Source organism: Empedobacter sp. UBA1574, assembly GCF_002322895.1.
GTDB classification, from domain to species: Bacteria; Bacteroidota; Bacteroidia; order Flavobacteriales; family Weeksellaceae; genus Empedobacter; species Empedobacter falsenii_B.
Genome location: NZ_DCOI01000022.1, coordinates 107,056 through 124,610, shown reverse-complemented (window position 1 = coordinate 124,610; position 17,555 = coordinate 107,056). Strand labels below are relative to the sequence as shown.

General features: G+C 32.1%; 18 protein-coding genes. 2 read left to right on the top strand and 16 right to left on the bottom strand.

Annotated features, from left to right (window positions below; genetic code table 11):
* Positions 1-340: 340 nt before the first annotated feature.
* From B3578_RS06445 to atpD, 4 genes are all read right to left on the bottom strand, one after another.
* On the bottom strand, positions 341-1,348 hold the full coding sequence (locus B3578_RS06445; RefSeq protein WP_038336140.1) for a homoserine O-acetyltransferase family protein: 1,008 nt from the start codon (positions 1,346-1,348) through the stop codon (positions 341-343).
* A gap of 30 nt (positions 1,349-1,378) precedes the next feature.
* Entirely contained in the window at positions 1,379-2,686 is a 1,308-nt protein-coding gene (locus tag B3578_RS06440; RefSeq protein WP_291047430.1) for an O-acetylhomoserine aminocarboxypropyltransferase/cysteine synthase family protein, read from the bottom strand.
* Between the two features lie 449 nt (positions 2,687-3,135).
* Positions 3,136-3,429, bottom strand: a complete 294-nt coding sequence (locus tag B3578_RS06435) for a F0F1 ATP synthase subunit epsilon (RefSeq protein ID WP_280038257.1) — start codon at positions 3,427-3,429, stop codon at positions 3,136-3,138.
* Positions 3,430-3,514: 85 nt separating this feature from the next.
* Entirely contained in the window at positions 3,515-5,023 is a 1,509-nt protein-coding gene (gene atpD / locus B3578_RS06430) for a F0F1 ATP synthase subunit beta (RefSeq protein ID WP_114998651.1), read from the bottom strand.
* Positions 5,024-5,211: 188 nt separating this feature from the next.
* On the opposite strand from atpD, the gene B3578_RS06425 reads away from it, so the two are divergent.
* Positions 5,212-6,141 carry a bifunctional riboflavin kinase/FAD synthetase gene (locus tag B3578_RS06425; RefSeq protein WP_286495649.1) on the top strand — a complete coding sequence of 310 codons (930 nt, stop codon included), beginning with the start codon at positions 5,212-5,214 and terminating at the stop codon, positions 6,139-6,141.
* Positions 6,142-6,177: 36 nt separating this feature from the next.
* Here B3578_RS06425 and B3578_RS06420 read toward each other — a convergent pair whose 3' ends face one another.
* The 4 genes from B3578_RS06420 to B3578_RS06405 form a co-directional block, all read right to left on the bottom strand.
* Positions 6,178-7,215, bottom strand: coding sequence for a hypothetical protein (locus B3578_RS06420; protein WP_291047426.1), 1,038 nt, complete (start codon positions 7,213-7,215; stop codon positions 6,178-6,180).
* Positions 7,212-7,754, bottom strand: coding sequence for an RNA polymerase sigma factor (locus B3578_RS06415; RefSeq protein ID WP_291047424.1), 543 nt, complete (start codon positions 7,752-7,754; stop codon positions 7,212-7,214). Before B3578_RS06415 ends, B3578_RS06420 begins: the two co-directional genes overlap by 4 nt.
* Before the next feature lie 152 nt (positions 7,755-7,906).
* A complete protein-coding gene (locus B3578_RS06410) occupies positions 7,907-8,902 on the bottom strand; it encodes an aspartate-semialdehyde dehydrogenase (protein WP_038336152.1) in 996 nt (331 codons plus the stop codon).
* 257 nt (positions 8,903-9,159) lie between these two features.
* On the bottom strand, positions 9,160-9,570 hold the full coding sequence (locus tag B3578_RS06405; RefSeq protein ID WP_038336154.1) for a BrxA/BrxB family bacilliredoxin: 411 nt from the start codon (positions 9,568-9,570) through the stop codon (positions 9,160-9,162).
* Positions 9,571-9,682: 112 nt separating this feature from the next.
* Here B3578_RS06405 and rnpA point away from each other — a divergent pair, with 112 nt between their 5' ends.
* Positions 9,683-10,063 carry a ribonuclease P protein component gene (rnpA, locus tag B3578_RS06400; protein WP_125350577.1) on the top strand — a complete coding sequence of 127 codons (381 nt, stop codon included), beginning with the start codon at positions 9,683-9,685 and terminating at the stop codon, positions 10,061-10,063.
* Positions 10,064-10,107: 44 nt separating this feature from the next.
* On the opposite strand, the gene B3578_RS06395 is transcribed toward rnpA, so the two are convergent.
* The 8 genes from B3578_RS06395 to B3578_RS06360 all read right to left on the bottom strand — a co-directional run bounded on the left by B3578_RS06395 (position 10,108) and on the right by B3578_RS06360 (position 17,553).
* Positions 10,108-10,308, bottom strand: a complete 201-nt coding sequence (locus tag B3578_RS06395) for a hypothetical protein (RefSeq protein WP_125350576.1) — start codon at positions 10,306-10,308, stop codon at positions 10,108-10,110.
* Positions 10,309-10,322: 14 nt separating this feature from the next.
* Complete coding sequence (locus tag B3578_RS06390) at positions 10,323-10,937, bottom strand: MarC family protein (protein ID WP_125350575.1); 615 nt, start codon at positions 10,935-10,937, stop codon at positions 10,323-10,325.
* Between the two features lie 84 nt (positions 10,938-11,021).
* Positions 11,022-11,774 (bottom strand): LytR/AlgR family response regulator transcription factor, encoded by a 753-nt coding sequence (locus B3578_RS06385; protein ID WP_219034073.1) that lies wholly within the window; start codon positions 11,772-11,774, stop codon positions 11,022-11,024.
* A gap of 8 nt (positions 11,775-11,782) precedes the next feature.
* Positions 11,783-12,505, bottom strand: coding sequence for a CPBP family intramembrane glutamic endopeptidase (locus B3578_RS06380; RefSeq protein ID WP_260509601.1), 723 nt, complete (start codon positions 12,503-12,505; stop codon positions 11,783-11,785).
* Entirely contained in the window at positions 12,506-14,038 is a 1,533-nt protein-coding gene (locus tag B3578_RS06375; RefSeq protein ID WP_180905517.1) for a histidine kinase, read from the bottom strand.
* A gap of 66 nt (positions 14,039-14,104) precedes the next feature.
* Complete coding sequence (locus B3578_RS06370; RefSeq protein WP_286495653.1) at positions 14,105-14,731, bottom strand: hypothetical protein; 627 nt, start codon at positions 14,729-14,731, stop codon at positions 14,105-14,107.
* A 165-nt stretch (positions 14,732-14,896) separates the two neighbouring features.
* A complete protein-coding gene (locus tag B3578_RS06365; RefSeq protein WP_291047418.1) occupies positions 14,897-16,690 on the bottom strand; it encodes a BatD family protein in 1,794 nt (597 codons plus the stop codon).
* Complete coding sequence (locus B3578_RS06360) at positions 16,690-17,553, bottom strand: tetratricopeptide repeat protein (protein ID WP_114998633.1); 864 nt, start codon at positions 17,551-17,553, stop codon at positions 16,690-16,692. The genes B3578_RS06365 and B3578_RS06360 overlap by 1 nt, the downstream gene beginning before the upstream one ends.
* Between the last annotated feature and the right edge of the window lie 2 nt (positions 17,554-17,555).

The following is a 17,555-nucleotide window of genomic DNA, read 5'->3' as shown; positions in this document are numbered from 1 at the left end:
TACTCGTCTTTCGTATTGCGGTTGCAAATATACGGCTGGATTATTCGTTTTTCCAAACATACTTTACTTTTATTTTACATTCTAATCTTAAGTCGCTGGTACAATGGAAAATATTTTTTGTTTTTTTTAGATATGAGAAGTGAGATACGAGGTTTTAAAAGATAAAAGCCCGTTTTTACCGCAGAAAATGATTAGACGTTTTGCTTTTCTTGAACAAAAGAAAAGCAAAATGGATACTTTTGAAGGAACTACTCGGGAGAAATTCTACGAAGTAGAATCTATTTATAAATAAAAAAAGCTCGAATAAATCGAGCTTCATATAATTATTCATTCCATAATATTATACGAGATGTTCCAAAATTGTATTTAATTCTTGTAATTCGACCAAGAAACCATCGTGTCCAAAAATAGAATCAATTTCGATGAATTTTGCATTTGAAATATGATTCGCTATAAATTTTTGCTCACTTGGCGGAAATAATATATCCGAAGATATACCTATAACTATTGTATTGGATGAAATTTGAGCCAATGATTTCTCTAAAGACTCTCTCTTTCGAGCCAAATTTTGTGAATCCATCGCTTTCGAAAGTGTCCAATATGAATGTGCATTAAATCGATTTGCTAATTTTTCACCTTGATATTTTTGATAAGAAGACGCTTTGAAATCGTTGTAAACAGAATCCTTGTCTTTTTGCTTCTGTTCATATATAATATAGGTACGATAAGACAACATCGCAATTGTACGCGCCGCAATCAATCCATTTCTTCCTCCATCCTCAATTTTATCGTTAAAAGTTGAATCGGCTTCGATAGCCAAACGCTGCGATTCGTTGAACGCAATTCCCCATGGAGAATGTACCGCATTTGTCGCCAACAAAACCAAATTATCCACTTTAACTTGATCAAGTAACGTAAATTCTAACGCTTGTTGACCACCGAGTGAACCACCTATTAATAAATGAATAGTTGAAATTCCTAAATGATCTGCCAACAATTGGTGCGCATTTGCCATATCTTTTATCGTAATTGTAGGAAAATCTCGATAATAAGGCGAATTTGTTTCAGGATTTGTAGACAACGGATTTGTCGTTCCATAATTAGAACCAATCACATTGGCGCAAATAATAAAATGATCTTTTGGATTGAATAATTCATTTTCTCCAAAAAGACCAGCCCACCAATCAAAAACATCCGAGTTTGCCGTTAAAGCATGACAAACCCAGATGATATTATTTTTTTCGGGATTCAACGTTCCCGCTGTATGATAAGCAATGGTTAAATTTTCGAGAATTTGACCATTTTCTAATTGAAATGGCTTTGTATAATTATATTGATAAAAATTCACTGAATTAATTTATAGCTAATAATACTTTGTTTACTTAATTTTATCAAAAGCTCGCTGAAGATCATTTTTGATATCATCAATATATTCAATTCCGACAGAAAGACGCAATAAACCAGGAAAAACTCCAGCAGATTTTTGTTCATCATCGCTCAGTTGTTGATGAGTTGTTGCAGAAGGATGAATAATTAACGATTTTGCATCGCCAACATTTGCCAAATGACTAATCAATTCTAAACTATCAATAAATTGATTCGCTTTGTCTGCATCACCTTTAATTTGGAATGATAAAACAGCTCCGAAACCATTTTTCAAATATTTTTTTGCCAAATGATGACTTGGAGAAGTAATTAATCCAGGATAATTCACTTTTTCAACTTGCGGATGAAGTTCTAACCAACGCGCAATTTCTAACGTATTGTCCAAATGTTTCTGAACTCTTAACGACAACGTCTCTAAACCTTGTAACAATAAAAAAGAATTGAACGGTGAAATTGCTGGACCAAAATCGCGCAAACCTTCGACGCGGGCACGAATAATAAACTGAATATTACCAAAAGGACCATTCACTCCAAAAACATCGGAAAAAACTAAACCATGATAACCTTCTGATGGTTCAGAAAATTGTGGAAATCTACCATTACCCCAATTATAATTTCCACCATCCACGATAACTCCACCGATAGAAGTTCCGTGTCCACCGATCCATTTTGTTGCAGATTCTACGACAACGTTTGCTCCATGCTCTAAAGGTTTGAAAATATAACCGCCCACACCAAACGTATTATCCACAATAAATGGAATGTTATATTTTTGTGCAATTGCAGCGATTGCTTCAAAATCTGGAACATTAAAACTCGGATTTCCTATCGTTTCTGCATAAATCGCTTTTGTATTTTCATCAATTAATGATTCAATTTTTGCTGGATCTGCATCTTCAGCAAAGCGAACATCAACACCTAAACGCTTAAAACCAACTTTGAATTGATTATATGTTCCGCCATAAAGATTAGAAGCCGAAACAAAATTATCTCCTGATTCTAAAATATTATTTAAAGCAATAAATTGTGCCGCTTGTCCCGATGAAACAGCTAATGCCGCAACACCACCTTCCAGCGCAGCAATACGTTTTTCGAAAACGTCAGTTGTTGGATTCTGAATTCTTGTGTAAATATTACCAAATTCTTTCAAAGCAAATAAATTTGCTCCGTGTTCGGCATCATTAAATACATAAGAAGATGTTTGATAAATTGGAACAGCGCGAGAGCCTGTTGATGGGTCTACTTCTTGACCTGCGTGTACTTGTAAAGTATCGAAATGTAATTGTTTTTCTGTTGACATAATAAAATTGTTTTGAATGTGACTACGATTAATAAATAGTAGGGTAGGTTAGTTAGCTAAAATTAGCAGCTGCACATTCGAATTTTACTATTGATACAATTATAGATGCTCTGAAGCAGGACGCCGTGTCCAAAAGAATGTTTTTTAGAATTGTACTTCATCTTTAAAAAAATTATTCATTTCTAACTACACTTTGTAGTTTTATATTTTATGTGAAATTAGAATAATTTTCTAAATAATAAAATTTATAATTAGTTTTTAGAAAACAAATCTATTAAATTGATTTAAAAAGAATATTCATGCCAAAAAGTTAAAAATATTTCTTTCGAAATCTATAAAAAGGATTTAAACAGAATAAAATTTGAAGTAAAAAAGAGAATATTAAGTAGAAAACATAAAAAAAGGAGATCAAAATTGATCTCCTTTTAAGTTTTATGATAAAAAAGTAATTAGTTTGCTAAAACGATTACTTTATTATTGCTCATTTCAATTGTTCCTCCTTTGATATCTAACAATAATGTAGATTCGTTTGATGGAGAAGTGTAAACTTTGCCAGATTGATTATCGAAATCTTCGAAAGTTTTTGTGTGAACTTTAATTTTAATTGTTCCTTCACCTAAAGTTGCAACGATAGGAGCGTGGTTATTTAATAACTGAAATTCACCATCTTTACCTGGTAAAGTAACAGCATCTACTTCTGCATCGAAAACTACGAATTCTGGCGTAATAATTTGTAAGTGCATAATCCTATTGTTTTTAAAAAAAAGAGTACTTAGCAACTTTCAAAAAGAAAAGAAACGTAAGCACTCTTTATATGGTTAAATTATATTATTTAGCTTCTGCTAACATTTTTTCTCCAGCTTCAATCGCTTCTTCGATTGTACCACGTAAGTTGAATGCAGCCTCAGGATATTGGTCAACTTCACCATCTAAGATCATGTTGAATCCTTTGATTGTATCTTTGATATCTACTAAAACACCTGGGATACCTGTAAACTGTTCTGCAACGTGGAATGGTTGAGATAAGAAACGTTGGATACGACGTGCACGGTGTACAACTAACTTATCCTCTTCTGATAACTCTTCCATACCTAAAATCGCGATGATATCTTGTAAAGCATTGTAACGTTGTAAGATTTCTTTTACACGTTGTGCTGTTTCGTAATGTTCTTTACCAATAATTGCTGGTGATAAGATACGAGATGTAGAGTTCAATGGATCTACCGCTGGGTAAATACCTAATGAAGCAATTTTACGATCTAATACCGTTGTAGCATCTAAGTGCGCGAAAGTCGTAGCTGGCGCAGGGTCAGTTAAATCATCGGCAGGTACATATACCGCTTGTACAGAAGTAATAGATCCGTTTTTAGTAGATGTAATACGCTCTTGCATAGCACCCATTTCAGTTGCTAATGTTGGCTGATAACCTACGGCTGATGGCATACGTCCTAATAAGGCAGAAACCTCAGAACCTGCTTGTGTAAAACGGAAGATATTATCTACGAAGAATAATACGTCACGTCCTTGACCTTGTCCATCTCCATCACGGAAATATTCAGCTAATGTTAAACCTGTTAAAGCAACACGAGCACGTGCACCTGGAGGTTCATTCATTTGTCCGAAAACGAAAGCTGCTTTAGACTCTTTCATGTTTTCACTGTTTACTTTAGATAAATCCCAAGATCCACCTTCCATAGAGTGCATGAAATCTTCACCGTAATTAATTAATCCAGCTTCAATCATCTCACGCATTAAGTCATTACCTTCACGAGTACGCTCACCAACACCAGCGAATACAGATAAACCTCCGTGTCCTTTTGCGATGTTGTTCATCAACTCCTGAATTAATACTGTTTTACCTACTCCGGCACCACCAAATAAACCAATTTTACCACCTTTTACGTATGGCTCTACTAAGTCAATTACTTTAATACCTGTAAATAAAACTTCTGCAGATGTTGATAATTCTTCGAATTTTGGAGCTGGACGGTGAATAGGTAAACCATTTTCTTTGTCTAAATTCCCTAAACCATCAATAGCATCTCCAACTACATTAAATACACGTCCTTTGATGTTTTCTCCGATAGGAACCATAATTGGTTTTCCTAAAGCGATAACTTCTTGACCTCTTTGTAAACCATCAGAACTATCCATTGCGATACAACGTACAGTATCTTCACCGATGTGTTGCTCAACTTCAAGAATTAATGTTTCTTTTCCTTGACGAGGAACCTCTAATGCATCATAAATATTTGGAAGGCCTTCTGCGTTATCAAAAATAACGTCAATTACAGGTCCAATAACCTGTGCAATCTTACCTTTCTTTTGATTTGCCATTATATGAAATGATTTAGTTTATTTTATTTGGGTGCAAAGGTAAGTTAAAAACATTGTATAATTTATATACTTTTTAAGATTTTTGTCATAATATTTTGATTAGTAATCAGAATATTACAATCAAAGGAAATTAAAAATAGATTTGAAGTTCGATTTGAAAGCCTTAATTTTGTGCAAAATCATTTTTAGTGAACGTTTATCAATCCTTAGAAGAAATCAAACCAATCAAACGTCCTGTCCTTACTTTGGGCATGTTTGATGGTGTGCACATTGGACACCAATCTATTCTAAAACAACTCAATACAATTGCAAAAGAAATTGATGGAAAAAGTGTTTTGATTACTTTTAATCCACATCCTCGAATGGTTTTACAACCAAATTGTGATCTTAAATTTTTGAACACTTTAGAGGAAAAAGAAAATGTTTTGCGTCAATTTGGGTTAGAACATTTGATTATTCAAGCGTTTACAACAGATTTTTCGCAAGTAACTTCTGTCGAATTTGTCAAGAATTTATTGGTTGATAAAATTAATATTGATACGCTAGTGATTGGCTACGATCATCATTTCGGGAAAAATAGAGAAGGAAATTTTGAACAATTACAAGTTCTTTCGAAAAAATATGGTTTCAATTTGATTCAATTGCAAGCTGTCGAAGAAAATGATGTGGCGGTGAGTTCTACAAAAATTAGAAATGCACTTATCGAAGGAAATATCGCGTATGCGAATAAAGCGTTGAACTATCAATATCCGCTTTCTGGAGAAGTTGTTCATGGTGACAAAATTGGTCGTACACTTGGTTTTCCTACCGCTAATTTACAAGTTGATCCCAATAAATTAATTCCAAAAGATGGCGTTTATGCGGTTGATGTTTTTGTGGATGATCAGAAATATTTAGGTTTATTAAGCATCGGATTTAGAGAAACGGTTACCAATTCTCGTGAACATCGAGTAGAAGTGAATATTTTGGATTTTGATCGAGATATTTATGGAGAAACAATTCGCCTTGAATTTTTAGGACATTTGCGAGATGAAAAGAAATTTGATTCGTTAGATGATTTAATCATCGCGATGAATCAAGACAAAGAAAATGCAATAAATTTATATGGAAATAATTAAAAAAAGGTTCGCTAAAAGCGAACCTTTTTTTAATCTCTATTTATTATAATATTTAAATATTTCTTTTTTATTTTTTTCCAAAACTCCCAAAAGCGTCGCATCAACCTTTGGTTCGTTTGTTATTAAAACAATCTTATCATTTACTTTCTCAAATGTAATGACAAGATTATTCGTTGTACTTTCAAACGAAATTTTATCTTTTAATTTCTTTTGTAATTTAAAATTAGTACGTAAAATATCCGATTTTACTGTAAACTTTAAAGGTTTATAAACAATTGCAGATTTGTCAATTACAGATTTTTTTGGCGAAACTTCCATCACCGAAGCTGTTTCTAACGAAGCATTTGCAGCACGTGTTTCTGCAACAACCGTCATTTTCATCACATCAGAAGTATCTTTTAGCTTAGCATTTTGTCTGCTTACACCATTTGCAACTACAATACCAGAAGCTTTTCCAGCTAACTTATCCGAAATAACTGAATCTTTTATAGAACCCAAATTCTGATTACTTGTTTTAGCATATTGTCTTTCTTTTTCTATTGAATCTAAAACCTTAGAACGAGCTTCCATCGCTTGCGGTGCTGATAAAGTAACTGGAGCATTCGATGCAGAAGCATTAGATAATTGAGGAAAATATCCTTCGTCAGCAATTACACTAGCAGAATGTCCTTCAATTACTTTATAAACAGGCTGTTTTGTAACTTTATCATTCTTTACTATTTCTAGAGGTTTTTCCAAATCTTTATCTTTCGATTCCAAAACCACTATTTCTTCTTGTTCAGCAGGCGATTGCTCGATAACTGGGACATTTGTTTTGACAATTTCAAGTGAATTTTCTCTATTTTCAGTATTAATATTCTCGATAAAAAGCACAAAGTAAGGAATCGCAATCAACGCGAAAACGGCAGCAGAAAACCATACACTCGAAACAAATTCGCGAATAGGTTTCTTCTTCTTTTCCTCCTTCTGCAAACCAGATTCAATACGTTTCCACACCAAATCACTCGGCTTTTCGCCGACTGTTTCGCTACTTCTTGATCGAAATAAATCTTCTATTGGATCGTTTGTGTTCACGATAAATTTGATTTTATATTTTCATTCTTACTTAACATATCCTTCAATTTCGTCTTCGCTAAATTAAGTTGCGATTTAGATGTTCCTTCTGTAATGCCCAAACTTTCGGCAATTTCTTTGTGCTTATATCCCTCAATAACGTAAAGGGTAAACACGAGACGACAGCCTTCGGGTAGATAATCGAGGAGTTTCATCACATCATCTTCTTCGATTTGTTGCGAAGCTTCTTGATTAGATGAAATAGAAGAGGAGTAATCGTCTACATTAAGGTGAAAAATTTTATTTTTCCGCAACTCCATCAAACATTCATTAATCATAATTCTTCGCATCCATCCTTCAAAACTTCCTTCGAACGAATAATTTTCAAGATTCTGAAAAATCTTCAAAAAACCTTTTACCAACGCATCTTCCGCTTGTTGTATATCGGTAAAATAACGTTTACAAACCGCAAAAAATCGCGCATCATATTTTTCGTAAAGCAGCCGCTGTGCTTTCGAATCATTGTTGATACAAGCTTTTATGAGTTGTTTTTCGTCCAAAATACTTTTTCTTTCTCAGTGTTTAGATGCGAAAATTACGCTTATGGTTGCTTTGATAGCGTAAAATATTTGTTAAAGTTCTGAAAACTTATTCATTAAACATAAAAAAGTCGCTACAAGAGCGACTTTATATAAGTTTTTAATTGAAAATATTATCCAACTAAATTGTGTTTTACTAGATATTCTGCAATTTGAACCGCATTTGTAGCTGCTCCTTTGCGTAAATTATCCGCAACAATCCAACAATTTAATGCATTTGGTTGAGATAAATCACGACGAATACGACCTACAAAAACATCGTCTTTCCCTTCTGAATAGAAAGCCATTGGATAAGTATTTGTGTCTGGATTATCTTGTACTGTTACACCTTCCTGTTCTGCTAATAATTTGCGAACTTCGGCTAAATCAAAATCATTCTCAAATTCAATATTCACCGACTCCGAATGTCCTCCTTGCACAGGAACACGAACCGCAGTAGCTGTAATATTCATTTCATCCACACGCATAATTTTACGAGGCTCACGAGTCAATTTCAATTCTTCTTTTGTATAACCTGTTTCTTCATCAAACACATCACAATGAGGCAATGCATTTTTGAAAATTTGGTATGGATAAACTTTCGCTACATCACGTCCTTCAATTTCTCCATTCAATTGCTCCACAGCATCTTTACCTGTTCCCGTAACTGATTGATAAGTAGAAACAACTACACGTTTAATTCCGTATTTTTTGTGTAAAGGATTAAGAACCATTACCAATTGAATCGTTGAACAGTTAGGATTTGCGATAATTTTATCATTTGTTGTTAAAATATCTGCATTGATTTCTGGTACAATCAACGGACGATCTGGATCCATTCTCCAAGCCGATGAATTGTCAATTACAGTTGTTCCGACTTCTGCAAACTTAGGCGCCCACTGTTTGGAAGTTTCTCCACCTGCTGAAAAGATTGCGATATCAGCTCGCATTTCTACAGCATCCTGCATTGATACAATTTTGTATTCTTTTCCTTTGTATTCAATAGTTTTTCCTATTGATCTTTCTGATGCTACTGGTATAATTTCAGTGATTGGAAAATTTCTTTCTTCCAAAACTTGGAGCATAACTCTGCCGACCATTCCGGTAGCGCCTACGACTGCTATTCTCATTTGTTTATTAAATAATATATTAAAAAATTTCGAATTGCTAATTTACAGATTATTTTGATACATTTTTCTCTATTTCATAGGTTTAGCAATCAATTTGATATGATATATTTTATGTTATGATGTTAATTCAGGTTTTTAAACTTTTCCTCGAATTAAAATTTATAAAACTCTTTTTTATAAGAATTTTGAACACAAAAAAAGTGGAACAAATTGCTCCACTTTTTAAAATATTTTTGAAATAACCTTCAAATTTAGTCTTAAGCAAACTCGTTGTAAGCTGCTTTTAAATTTTCTGCGATAGCTGCTGCAGAGTGTCCTTCGATGTGGTGACGCTCTAACATATGTACTAATTCACCATCTTTGAATAAAGCAACAGCTGGAGAACTTGGAGGAAATGGAGCAAAAAACTCACGTGCTTTTGCTACAGCATCTTTATCAAATCCTGCGAAAACTGTTGTTAAATGTGTAGGAACTTTATCATTATCTAATGACATTACAACTCCTGGTCTTGCAGCACCTGCAGCACAACCACAAACACTATTTACCATTACCAAAGTTGTTCCTTCTTGTTTGATTGCTGCTTCTACTTGTTCTGGAGTAGTTAAATCTTCAAAACCATTAGAAGTCAACTGAGCCTTCATCGGCATTACTATTTCTGCTGGATACATATTGTTCTTTTTTTGTTTTAAATAAAAATAAATTATTTTCAAAGTTACATAATTCTAAAACTTTTTAGAATACTTACTTTTGCAGTTACAAATTTACGTAGAATTTAGCAATATGAAATTGACTTTTGGTAAGAATGAGAAACTTAAAAGCAGAAAAGCATTCGATGAATTGTTTTCTGATGGAAAAACATTTGTTTCTCATCCGATTAGATTTGTCTACAAAATCAAACCGAAAGCGGATTACAATATAAGAGTAGGAGTAAGTGTTGGAAAGAAAAAATTCAAACACGCGGTTGATCGAAATTTATTGAAACGTCGTGCTAAAGAAGCTTACAGATTGAATAAATTGTTACTTGAACCTAATGAAAATTATTCGGTTGATTTGGTGATGATTTATACTTCTACAAAACATCAACCTTTTGAGGTGATAGAACAATCTGTCAAAACTTTATTAGAAAAATTAAACGAAGCGATACAAACAAAAAAAGATTAATCCTAGGATTAATCTTTTTCATTTATTATAAGTTGTAAAACTGTTTATTTCTTAAGATTTGCTTGCAATCTGAAAAAACTAAAGTATACAGATACTAAAATTAATCCACAAACTGATGCTCCAATTCCTAAAACGCTACGAAAGTTTTCTTCAGCCATAAAACCAGCTTTATAATCCATCTCATATAGGTTGTAACCTAAACCTATCAACAAAACGATTGTCGCGATATAAATATATGTTTTCATTAGATAATGAATTTTTAAATTTTAATTTCATTCATAAACAATGCACCGATATTTGACGTAAATAATTTGATTGCGATTGACAATAAAATTACTCCAAATACTTTTTTCAGTACCGATAAAACGCCAGGTCCCATCCATTTTTCGAGTTTTCCTGCGAATTTCAGCACCAAATATACGATTAACATATTTAATATAATCGCTATCACAATGTTAATATCTGCAAACTGCGAACGAAGCGAAAGTACAGTTGTCAACGATCCCGCACCCGCAACTAACGGAAACGCAATAGGAACGATGGATGCAGAGTTAGATTCGACTCCTTTCTGGATCTCAATTCCTAAAATCATTTCAATAGCGATGATAAAAATCACAAATGCACCAGCCACAGCAAATGACTGAACATCAACACCAACTAATTTCAAAATTTTTGTTCCGAAAAACAAAAACGAAATCATCATAATTCCTGCTGCAATCGAGGCTTTTTCGGACTGAATATGTCCAACTTTGCTCCGAATTCCTACAATAATTGGAATACTTCCTAAAATATCGATAACTGCAAAAAGTACGGCGAAAGTTGTTCCGATTTGATTGAAAGAGAATTTCTGAAAAAATGATATTATATTTTCCATTCGTATTTAGTTATAATTAATTGGTTGATGCAAAAATAGAAGTTTTTATGAACAATTTTTCATAAAAAAGCAATAAATCAATTCTTAATCCAACCAATTCTTAAAATCTGCCACTTTTTCGCGACTCACAATCATATCTTGTTCATTGTAAGTATTCAAAATTATTTTTAATCTTGAATTAGAATACATTGTAATTTCTTTAATCGAATCGATTTGGATGATTTGACTACGATTAATTCTAAAAAACTTTTTCGGGTCGATTTGTTCTTCCACTTTATCCAACGAAAAATCTACCAAATAATTTCGGTTTTCTTTTGTATGAATATACGTTGCTTTGTTTTCGCTAAAAAAACATTCGATATTATCGATTTCTATAATTTTGATTGATGTTCCTATTTTAATCGAAAAACGTTCTTTAAATTTTTCTGTTTGATTATTCGAAAAAAGACTTTTCAATTCATTTAGATTGAAACTTGAAGATGCTTGCTGAAATTGTCTTTCAAATTTTTCAATAGCAAACTTCAATTCCTCTTCATCAACAGGTTTCAACAAATAATCAACCGAGTTTAGTTTAAACGCTTTCAATACATATTCGTCATAAGCAGTCGTAAAAATAATCGCAGACGAAACATCTACTTGATTAAAAATCTCAAATGATAACCCATCTGATAACTGAATATCCAGAAAAATTAAATCAGGATTTGGATTCGTTTTCAACCACGCTACACTTTCTTCTACAGAGTGCAACATTTCGTGTATTTGATAACCCAATTTTTCTACACGTCGCTTTAATAAACGCGCTGCAGGCTTTTCATCTTCTATAATTAGTATTTTCATAGTTTTTTTTAAGTTAATTCACGAATCGGTTTTCTTTCAAAAATTTTGTTCCAAACAAATAATAAAGCAAGTATAATGACAAAAATGATCAATGTTGCAAGATTTGTCTTAGCCATTAAAGCGTGAATTGTAGCTGGAACGATAATCGATTTTGTTCGAATTGTTGAAAAAGTTAATACAAAAGAAAAAACAATGCACAATAACATAAAAATTCCAAAACCTCCAAACTGATCGAAATCTTTAAAAATAAATAAGTGCCAAACTGCCCAAAATATTCCCGTTATAATGCTTTTTATTATCCAAAATATATTGCCTAAAGCATCATTCAAATAACCTCGCCACGTATATTCTTCCATAATATCATAAAGCAACGTAACAGAAATAAAAATCGCTGCCCACAAATGTTTATTAATTCCGTAATCGTTATTTATCCCATAAATTGAATAACCAACGAGTAATATAAATGGAAAAATCAATGTTTTGAAACCTTCTTTTCCTAGAAGAGAGACTTCTTTTTTAACTTTAGAGAATTTATAGAAAAGTAAACTAATTAGAAAAATAATCAACCCATGATTCATATTCCAAGGCAGTTGAAAATCGACTAAACCTCCAAAAATCAATTGTAAAAAATTAGGACATTTACGAATCAGAAAAGTTCCGATTAATATCAATCCATAAAAAATAATTATTCTAACCCAATTTGTTTGCTTTATTTGATTTATAAAATTCATTTATTGCCACTTTTTATTTTGCTCTTTTTCCAAGATTTCTTTGGCTTTATTCTCTTCCCAACCAGAACCATACGCAAAAACTTTTACAGCATTTAGTGCAACGCCCAATCCCCAACCTAAAACTGGCCAATAAAACCACCAATGTCCATTATTTGTAACTAAATTCAGAATAAAAAAGAATAAACTCATTACAACATAAGTTCCTAAATGCGCATAAAACTTTTTCAATTCTTTTGCACGCTCTATTGCACGTAAATAAGCTTGTTGTTCGTCAAAATTTTGTGTATTCATAGTTGTATTTTTTTGTGTTAATATGGGAAGTTCTACACGAAATAGTTGTTCATTTTTTTCGATGTTCACTTCTCGGTTAGAAATTAATTGATAACGATTAATAATATTTTTCAGCCCAATTCCTGTCGAATCTTTAATGGTTTCTTTTGGTTGGAAAGAATTTTCAATTATCAAATAATTATCTTTTTTATAAATTTTAATTTTCAAAGGTTTTTGATCAGATACAATATTGTGTTTGATTGTATTTTCTAATAAAATCTGCAAAGAAAGTGGCACAATAAATTCGGTTTCAGAGAAAGTTATTTGTTCAATTTCGAAATCGATGCTATTTTCAAATCTTAATTTTAGAAGGTTGACATAGGTTTTTGCAAAATTTATTTCTTCTTGAATCGACACAACTTCTTTGTCTTTTTGTTCTAAAACATATCGATAAATCTTAGAAAGCGATGTTGTAAAATCTATCGCATTATCTGGATTTTCTTCAATCAAACCAGTTAAAACATTCAAACTATTGAATAAAAAATGTGGGTCTAATTGACTTTTTAAGGTTTCGAATTGTGCAGTTGCTGTTTCTGCTTTTGTTGATTCGATAACAATTTTACGTTCTAATTTATTTTTCTTTCGATCGATAATAAAGAATAAAAACAAAAAGAAAACCGTGATAACTGCAACTAAAAGATAATTGATCGATTGATCGTAAAAAATATATTTCTGCAAAAGGAGATTCGCAAACTCCACGAATACATAATACAATACCAACGTATAAATAATAGAACGTAAAAAATACTTTCTTAAAACTTTTTCTGGTTTAGGCGAATCTGGTACATCTATTCTATATTCATTAAAAATGCTTGTATTCACAAAAGATGCTGCAACACTGAACGAAAAATATCCGATAAAATATTTGATAGCTTCTGGATGAAAAAATTGATTGAATGATACATTTGGAGATGTAAAAAATATCACGCTATAAATCAAAACATTGATTACAAATAGAATCAAAATATTACGAACAATTAACTTTTTGTCAGAAACAATAATTCCTTCTAAGAATTTTAAAAAGACCAACCCTAAAGCAACAAATTTTAGAAAGTTTCCTGTTAACAAGCCTACTTCTACACCTAAATCAAAATTTGAATTATTTTGAAAATTAATTGTACTAAAATCAAATACATATACTAAAATTGCAAATGAAAATACAAATGAAAATAATCTCAAATATCCTTTATAATACTTATCCATATCAAGCAATCAAATTAATTAACCAAAAAATAATTTCGTGAATAAATTGTGCAACTAAAGCTATCATTATAGTACGTTTTTACATTCGTTATTCAACAAGGCTTCGGCACGATTTTTTCCCCATATCGGTTCATTATTTTTTGGCTTTTCAGCATTAAATAAAGCTAAAGATTTTTTTACATTTTTACAATCTTGTGTAATATCCATTCCTCTATATTTTGCAGCATTGATATTAAACTCAGCCAAACCTAAAACAGAACGCGGATTAGTTGGATTTAACATCAACGATTTTTGATAGATTTGTACTACTTCTGGATAATAAATTGCTCCATTTTGCATTGGATTCTGCACAATTTCTGCTGTTAAATACAAGGCTTTCAAATTGAGAATTTCTACATTTAATGGATTATTTCTGACTAAATCATCGATTTGAGTTTTTACATTCAAAAGAATTTTTTCATTTTTAGTAATATCTTTTGATTCGAACGTTTTCAAAACTTCAGAAAAAGTCAAGTAATATTTTGGTAACCATTCATTTGGATAATCATTTATTAATTGCTTAAAATTAGCTTCAGAAGAATGATTTCCTTTGTTCCATTCCGTTAAAGTTTTATTCATATCTGATTCAAAATTCTTTTGTGCAAAAGTTGATACAGTGAATAAAATTGCGATTGTTAAGAAAATTGTTTTCATCATTTGTGTTTTTTTATTTGTTGAGTCAAAGTTCTTACAAACACTTTTCGTTTGAAATTATATGTTACCGAATTGTCAATTTTTGAGGATGAGTTGTAAGAGCAAAAATAAAAGGGACAACTCAAAACTGAGATTGTCCCTTTTACTATCTAAAAAACTTGAAATTTATTTTCGTAATAATTCTTCGGAAATATTTTGCGTAGCTTCGAAAACTTCTTCTAAATTTTGATGCAAACCACCAAAGGCATATTTAGCTTGTCGTGCGTTGTTCAGCAACAATTTCCATTGTTCTACGGCTAATTCACTCACACCATTTTCAATCAATTTATTTGCAATCACCTCGTCAGAAAAATGAGCTAAATCTGTATTCGTTTTTAATAGCGCGGCATTACACAAAATATTTTCTTGTAATTGATAAAAATCTTTTTGGTCTTCAACGTTTATTTTTTGCTTCAATTCATCTAATTCAGCAGAAATTTGACTCGAATTTATCGTTGGTTTTTCAACCAAAGTAAACTTTTGGGTTTCTGTTTTTGGTTGGTATGATTCAAAATTATTTTGCTCGTTAAGAGGTTTTATTTTTGGTTCAATTTTTTGTTTTTGTGTCGGGTTATTTTTCTTTCTCATCAAAAATAAACTTCCAGCACTCAATGCAATTACACCACCAGTTAACCACAACCAACCGCTTTTTCCTTCTTTCACATCGTTCGTCATTTCTTCTATTTTATCAGAAATTGTCGAATCTGGTGAATTAGAAGCCACAGCCGTTGCAGAAGAAGTTTTAGAACCTGAAACAGACAAATTAATCGAATCTGATTTCAAGGTTACATATTTCTCTTTAACAGGATCGAAATAACAAAATTCTACAGGCGAAATCGTATATTCTCCTCCAAAATTTGGGACAAGAACTGTTTGCTCAGCAACTTTTCCTTTCATTCCTGTATCATAGGTTTTATATGCATCGCGTTTTTTCGGTGCGAATTTTTCTAAATTTTTTGGCGTCGTAATTTCAGGTAAATTAATCGTATTAAAGTTTCCTGTTCCAATAATTTCAACATCAAAATTTACACTTTCATTGGTTGCAACTTCTTTTTTATCAACCGAAGCGTTCATTTTAAATTGACCAACTGCACCGCTAAAATTCTTTGGCTTTCCTTCTTCTGGAAGTGCTTTTGCATTAATCACAACTGGATTACTACGCACTTCTACAGGCTCCGCTCCATACGTTGTTGGCAACACCACATCTACCGAAAACGGATCGATTTCTATCTTTCCTGGTTTTTGAGGAAAAACATAATAACGTGCAATTTCTTCGGAGAAATATTGTTTTCCTCCAACAATTTCTTGCTTGATATTTTCGGGAGAGCTTTTTACAATTTTTGGGCTTAATCCGTCTAAATTTCCTTGACGAAAGTTTTGTTTACGATTAAGATAAGATAAATCTTTTACGTATAATTTTACTGATAAACCAACTTGTTCGTTCACATAAGGATTCGTTTTCGAAACTTTACTTTGTAGAAAAACAGGCTGCGAAGTATTACTTCTAAAATTGTTGTGCGTCAACCCCGTTCCTTTCACTACAACATCGACAGGTTTCGATGTATAGGTTTTTCCATTAATCACAATTTTAGCAGCTCCAATTCGATATTTACCTTCTTTTTCAGCAACAAAAGCAAGGATAATTCCTTCTTCTATCACTCCTTTTCCATTCACATAAGAAACATTTTGCGAGCGTTGTTCACCTACAATTTGTAATCCATTATGTGGAGGATATTTCATTGGTTGATCAATCGAATAACTATCTGTATTAGATTCGATAAAAAAGCCCACGCTAAATGCTTCTCCTAAACTGACCTGTGTTTTATCTGCATCAGATTTAAAAGAAATTTGTTGTGCTAACGCTGTGATAGACGTTAAGGCAAACACTAAAAAGCTATTTAAAACGCTTGTCGTTGTCATTACCAATCCTTAGATGTTGTTGTTCGTTGTTTTTCTGCTTTTTGTTGAATAATTTTTCGTTGGGTTTTGGCTTCCTGATTTTGCAATGCTTTTAGCAAACCGTCTCCCAAATTATTCTTTGCATTATCTTGTTCTTTTCCGTCTCCATTATTTCCTTGTTTGATTTCTGGAGATTGATTATTTCCTTGTCCTTTATTGTTTCCATTTTCACCACCAGCTTTCGGGTTTCCTCCTTGATTTTGCTGTTTCTGCTGATCAGATTGTTGTTGTTGAGATTGATTCTGATTCTGATTTTGCTTTTGGTTATTTTGGTTTTGTTGATTCTGTTTATTTTGCTGCTGTTGTTGTTTTTGCTGATTATTTTGATCTTGTTTGTTTTGATCTTTATTATCCTTATTATTTTGATCTTTTTGTTTCTCACGTTCTTTTTCTAACATTTTTTTTGCTAATGCATAGTTGTAACGTGTTGCATCATCTTTTGGATCATTTCGTAAGGCTTGTTTGTAATTATCAACAGCATTTTGATAATCTTTTTCCTGCATAAAAGCATTTCCTAAATTGTGATAAGCCAAATGTTTATCATTATTCGTTTTAGATACTTCAGCAGAACGTTTGTAATGCGCTATACTTTCTTTGTAACGTTTTTGTTGAAATAAAGCATTTCCTAAATTGTAATTTGCTTTGACAGAAGTTGGATCTTCCATGGTAGCTTTCTTGTAGGCAACTTCTGCATTATCAAATTTTCCTTTTTGATAATACTCGTTTCCTTCAATAATGTAGCTTTTCGCTTTCGATTGACTATAACCAAAAACGGATAAAAGCATTATTCCTAAAAATCCTATTTGTTTTAAAAAGTACATCATTT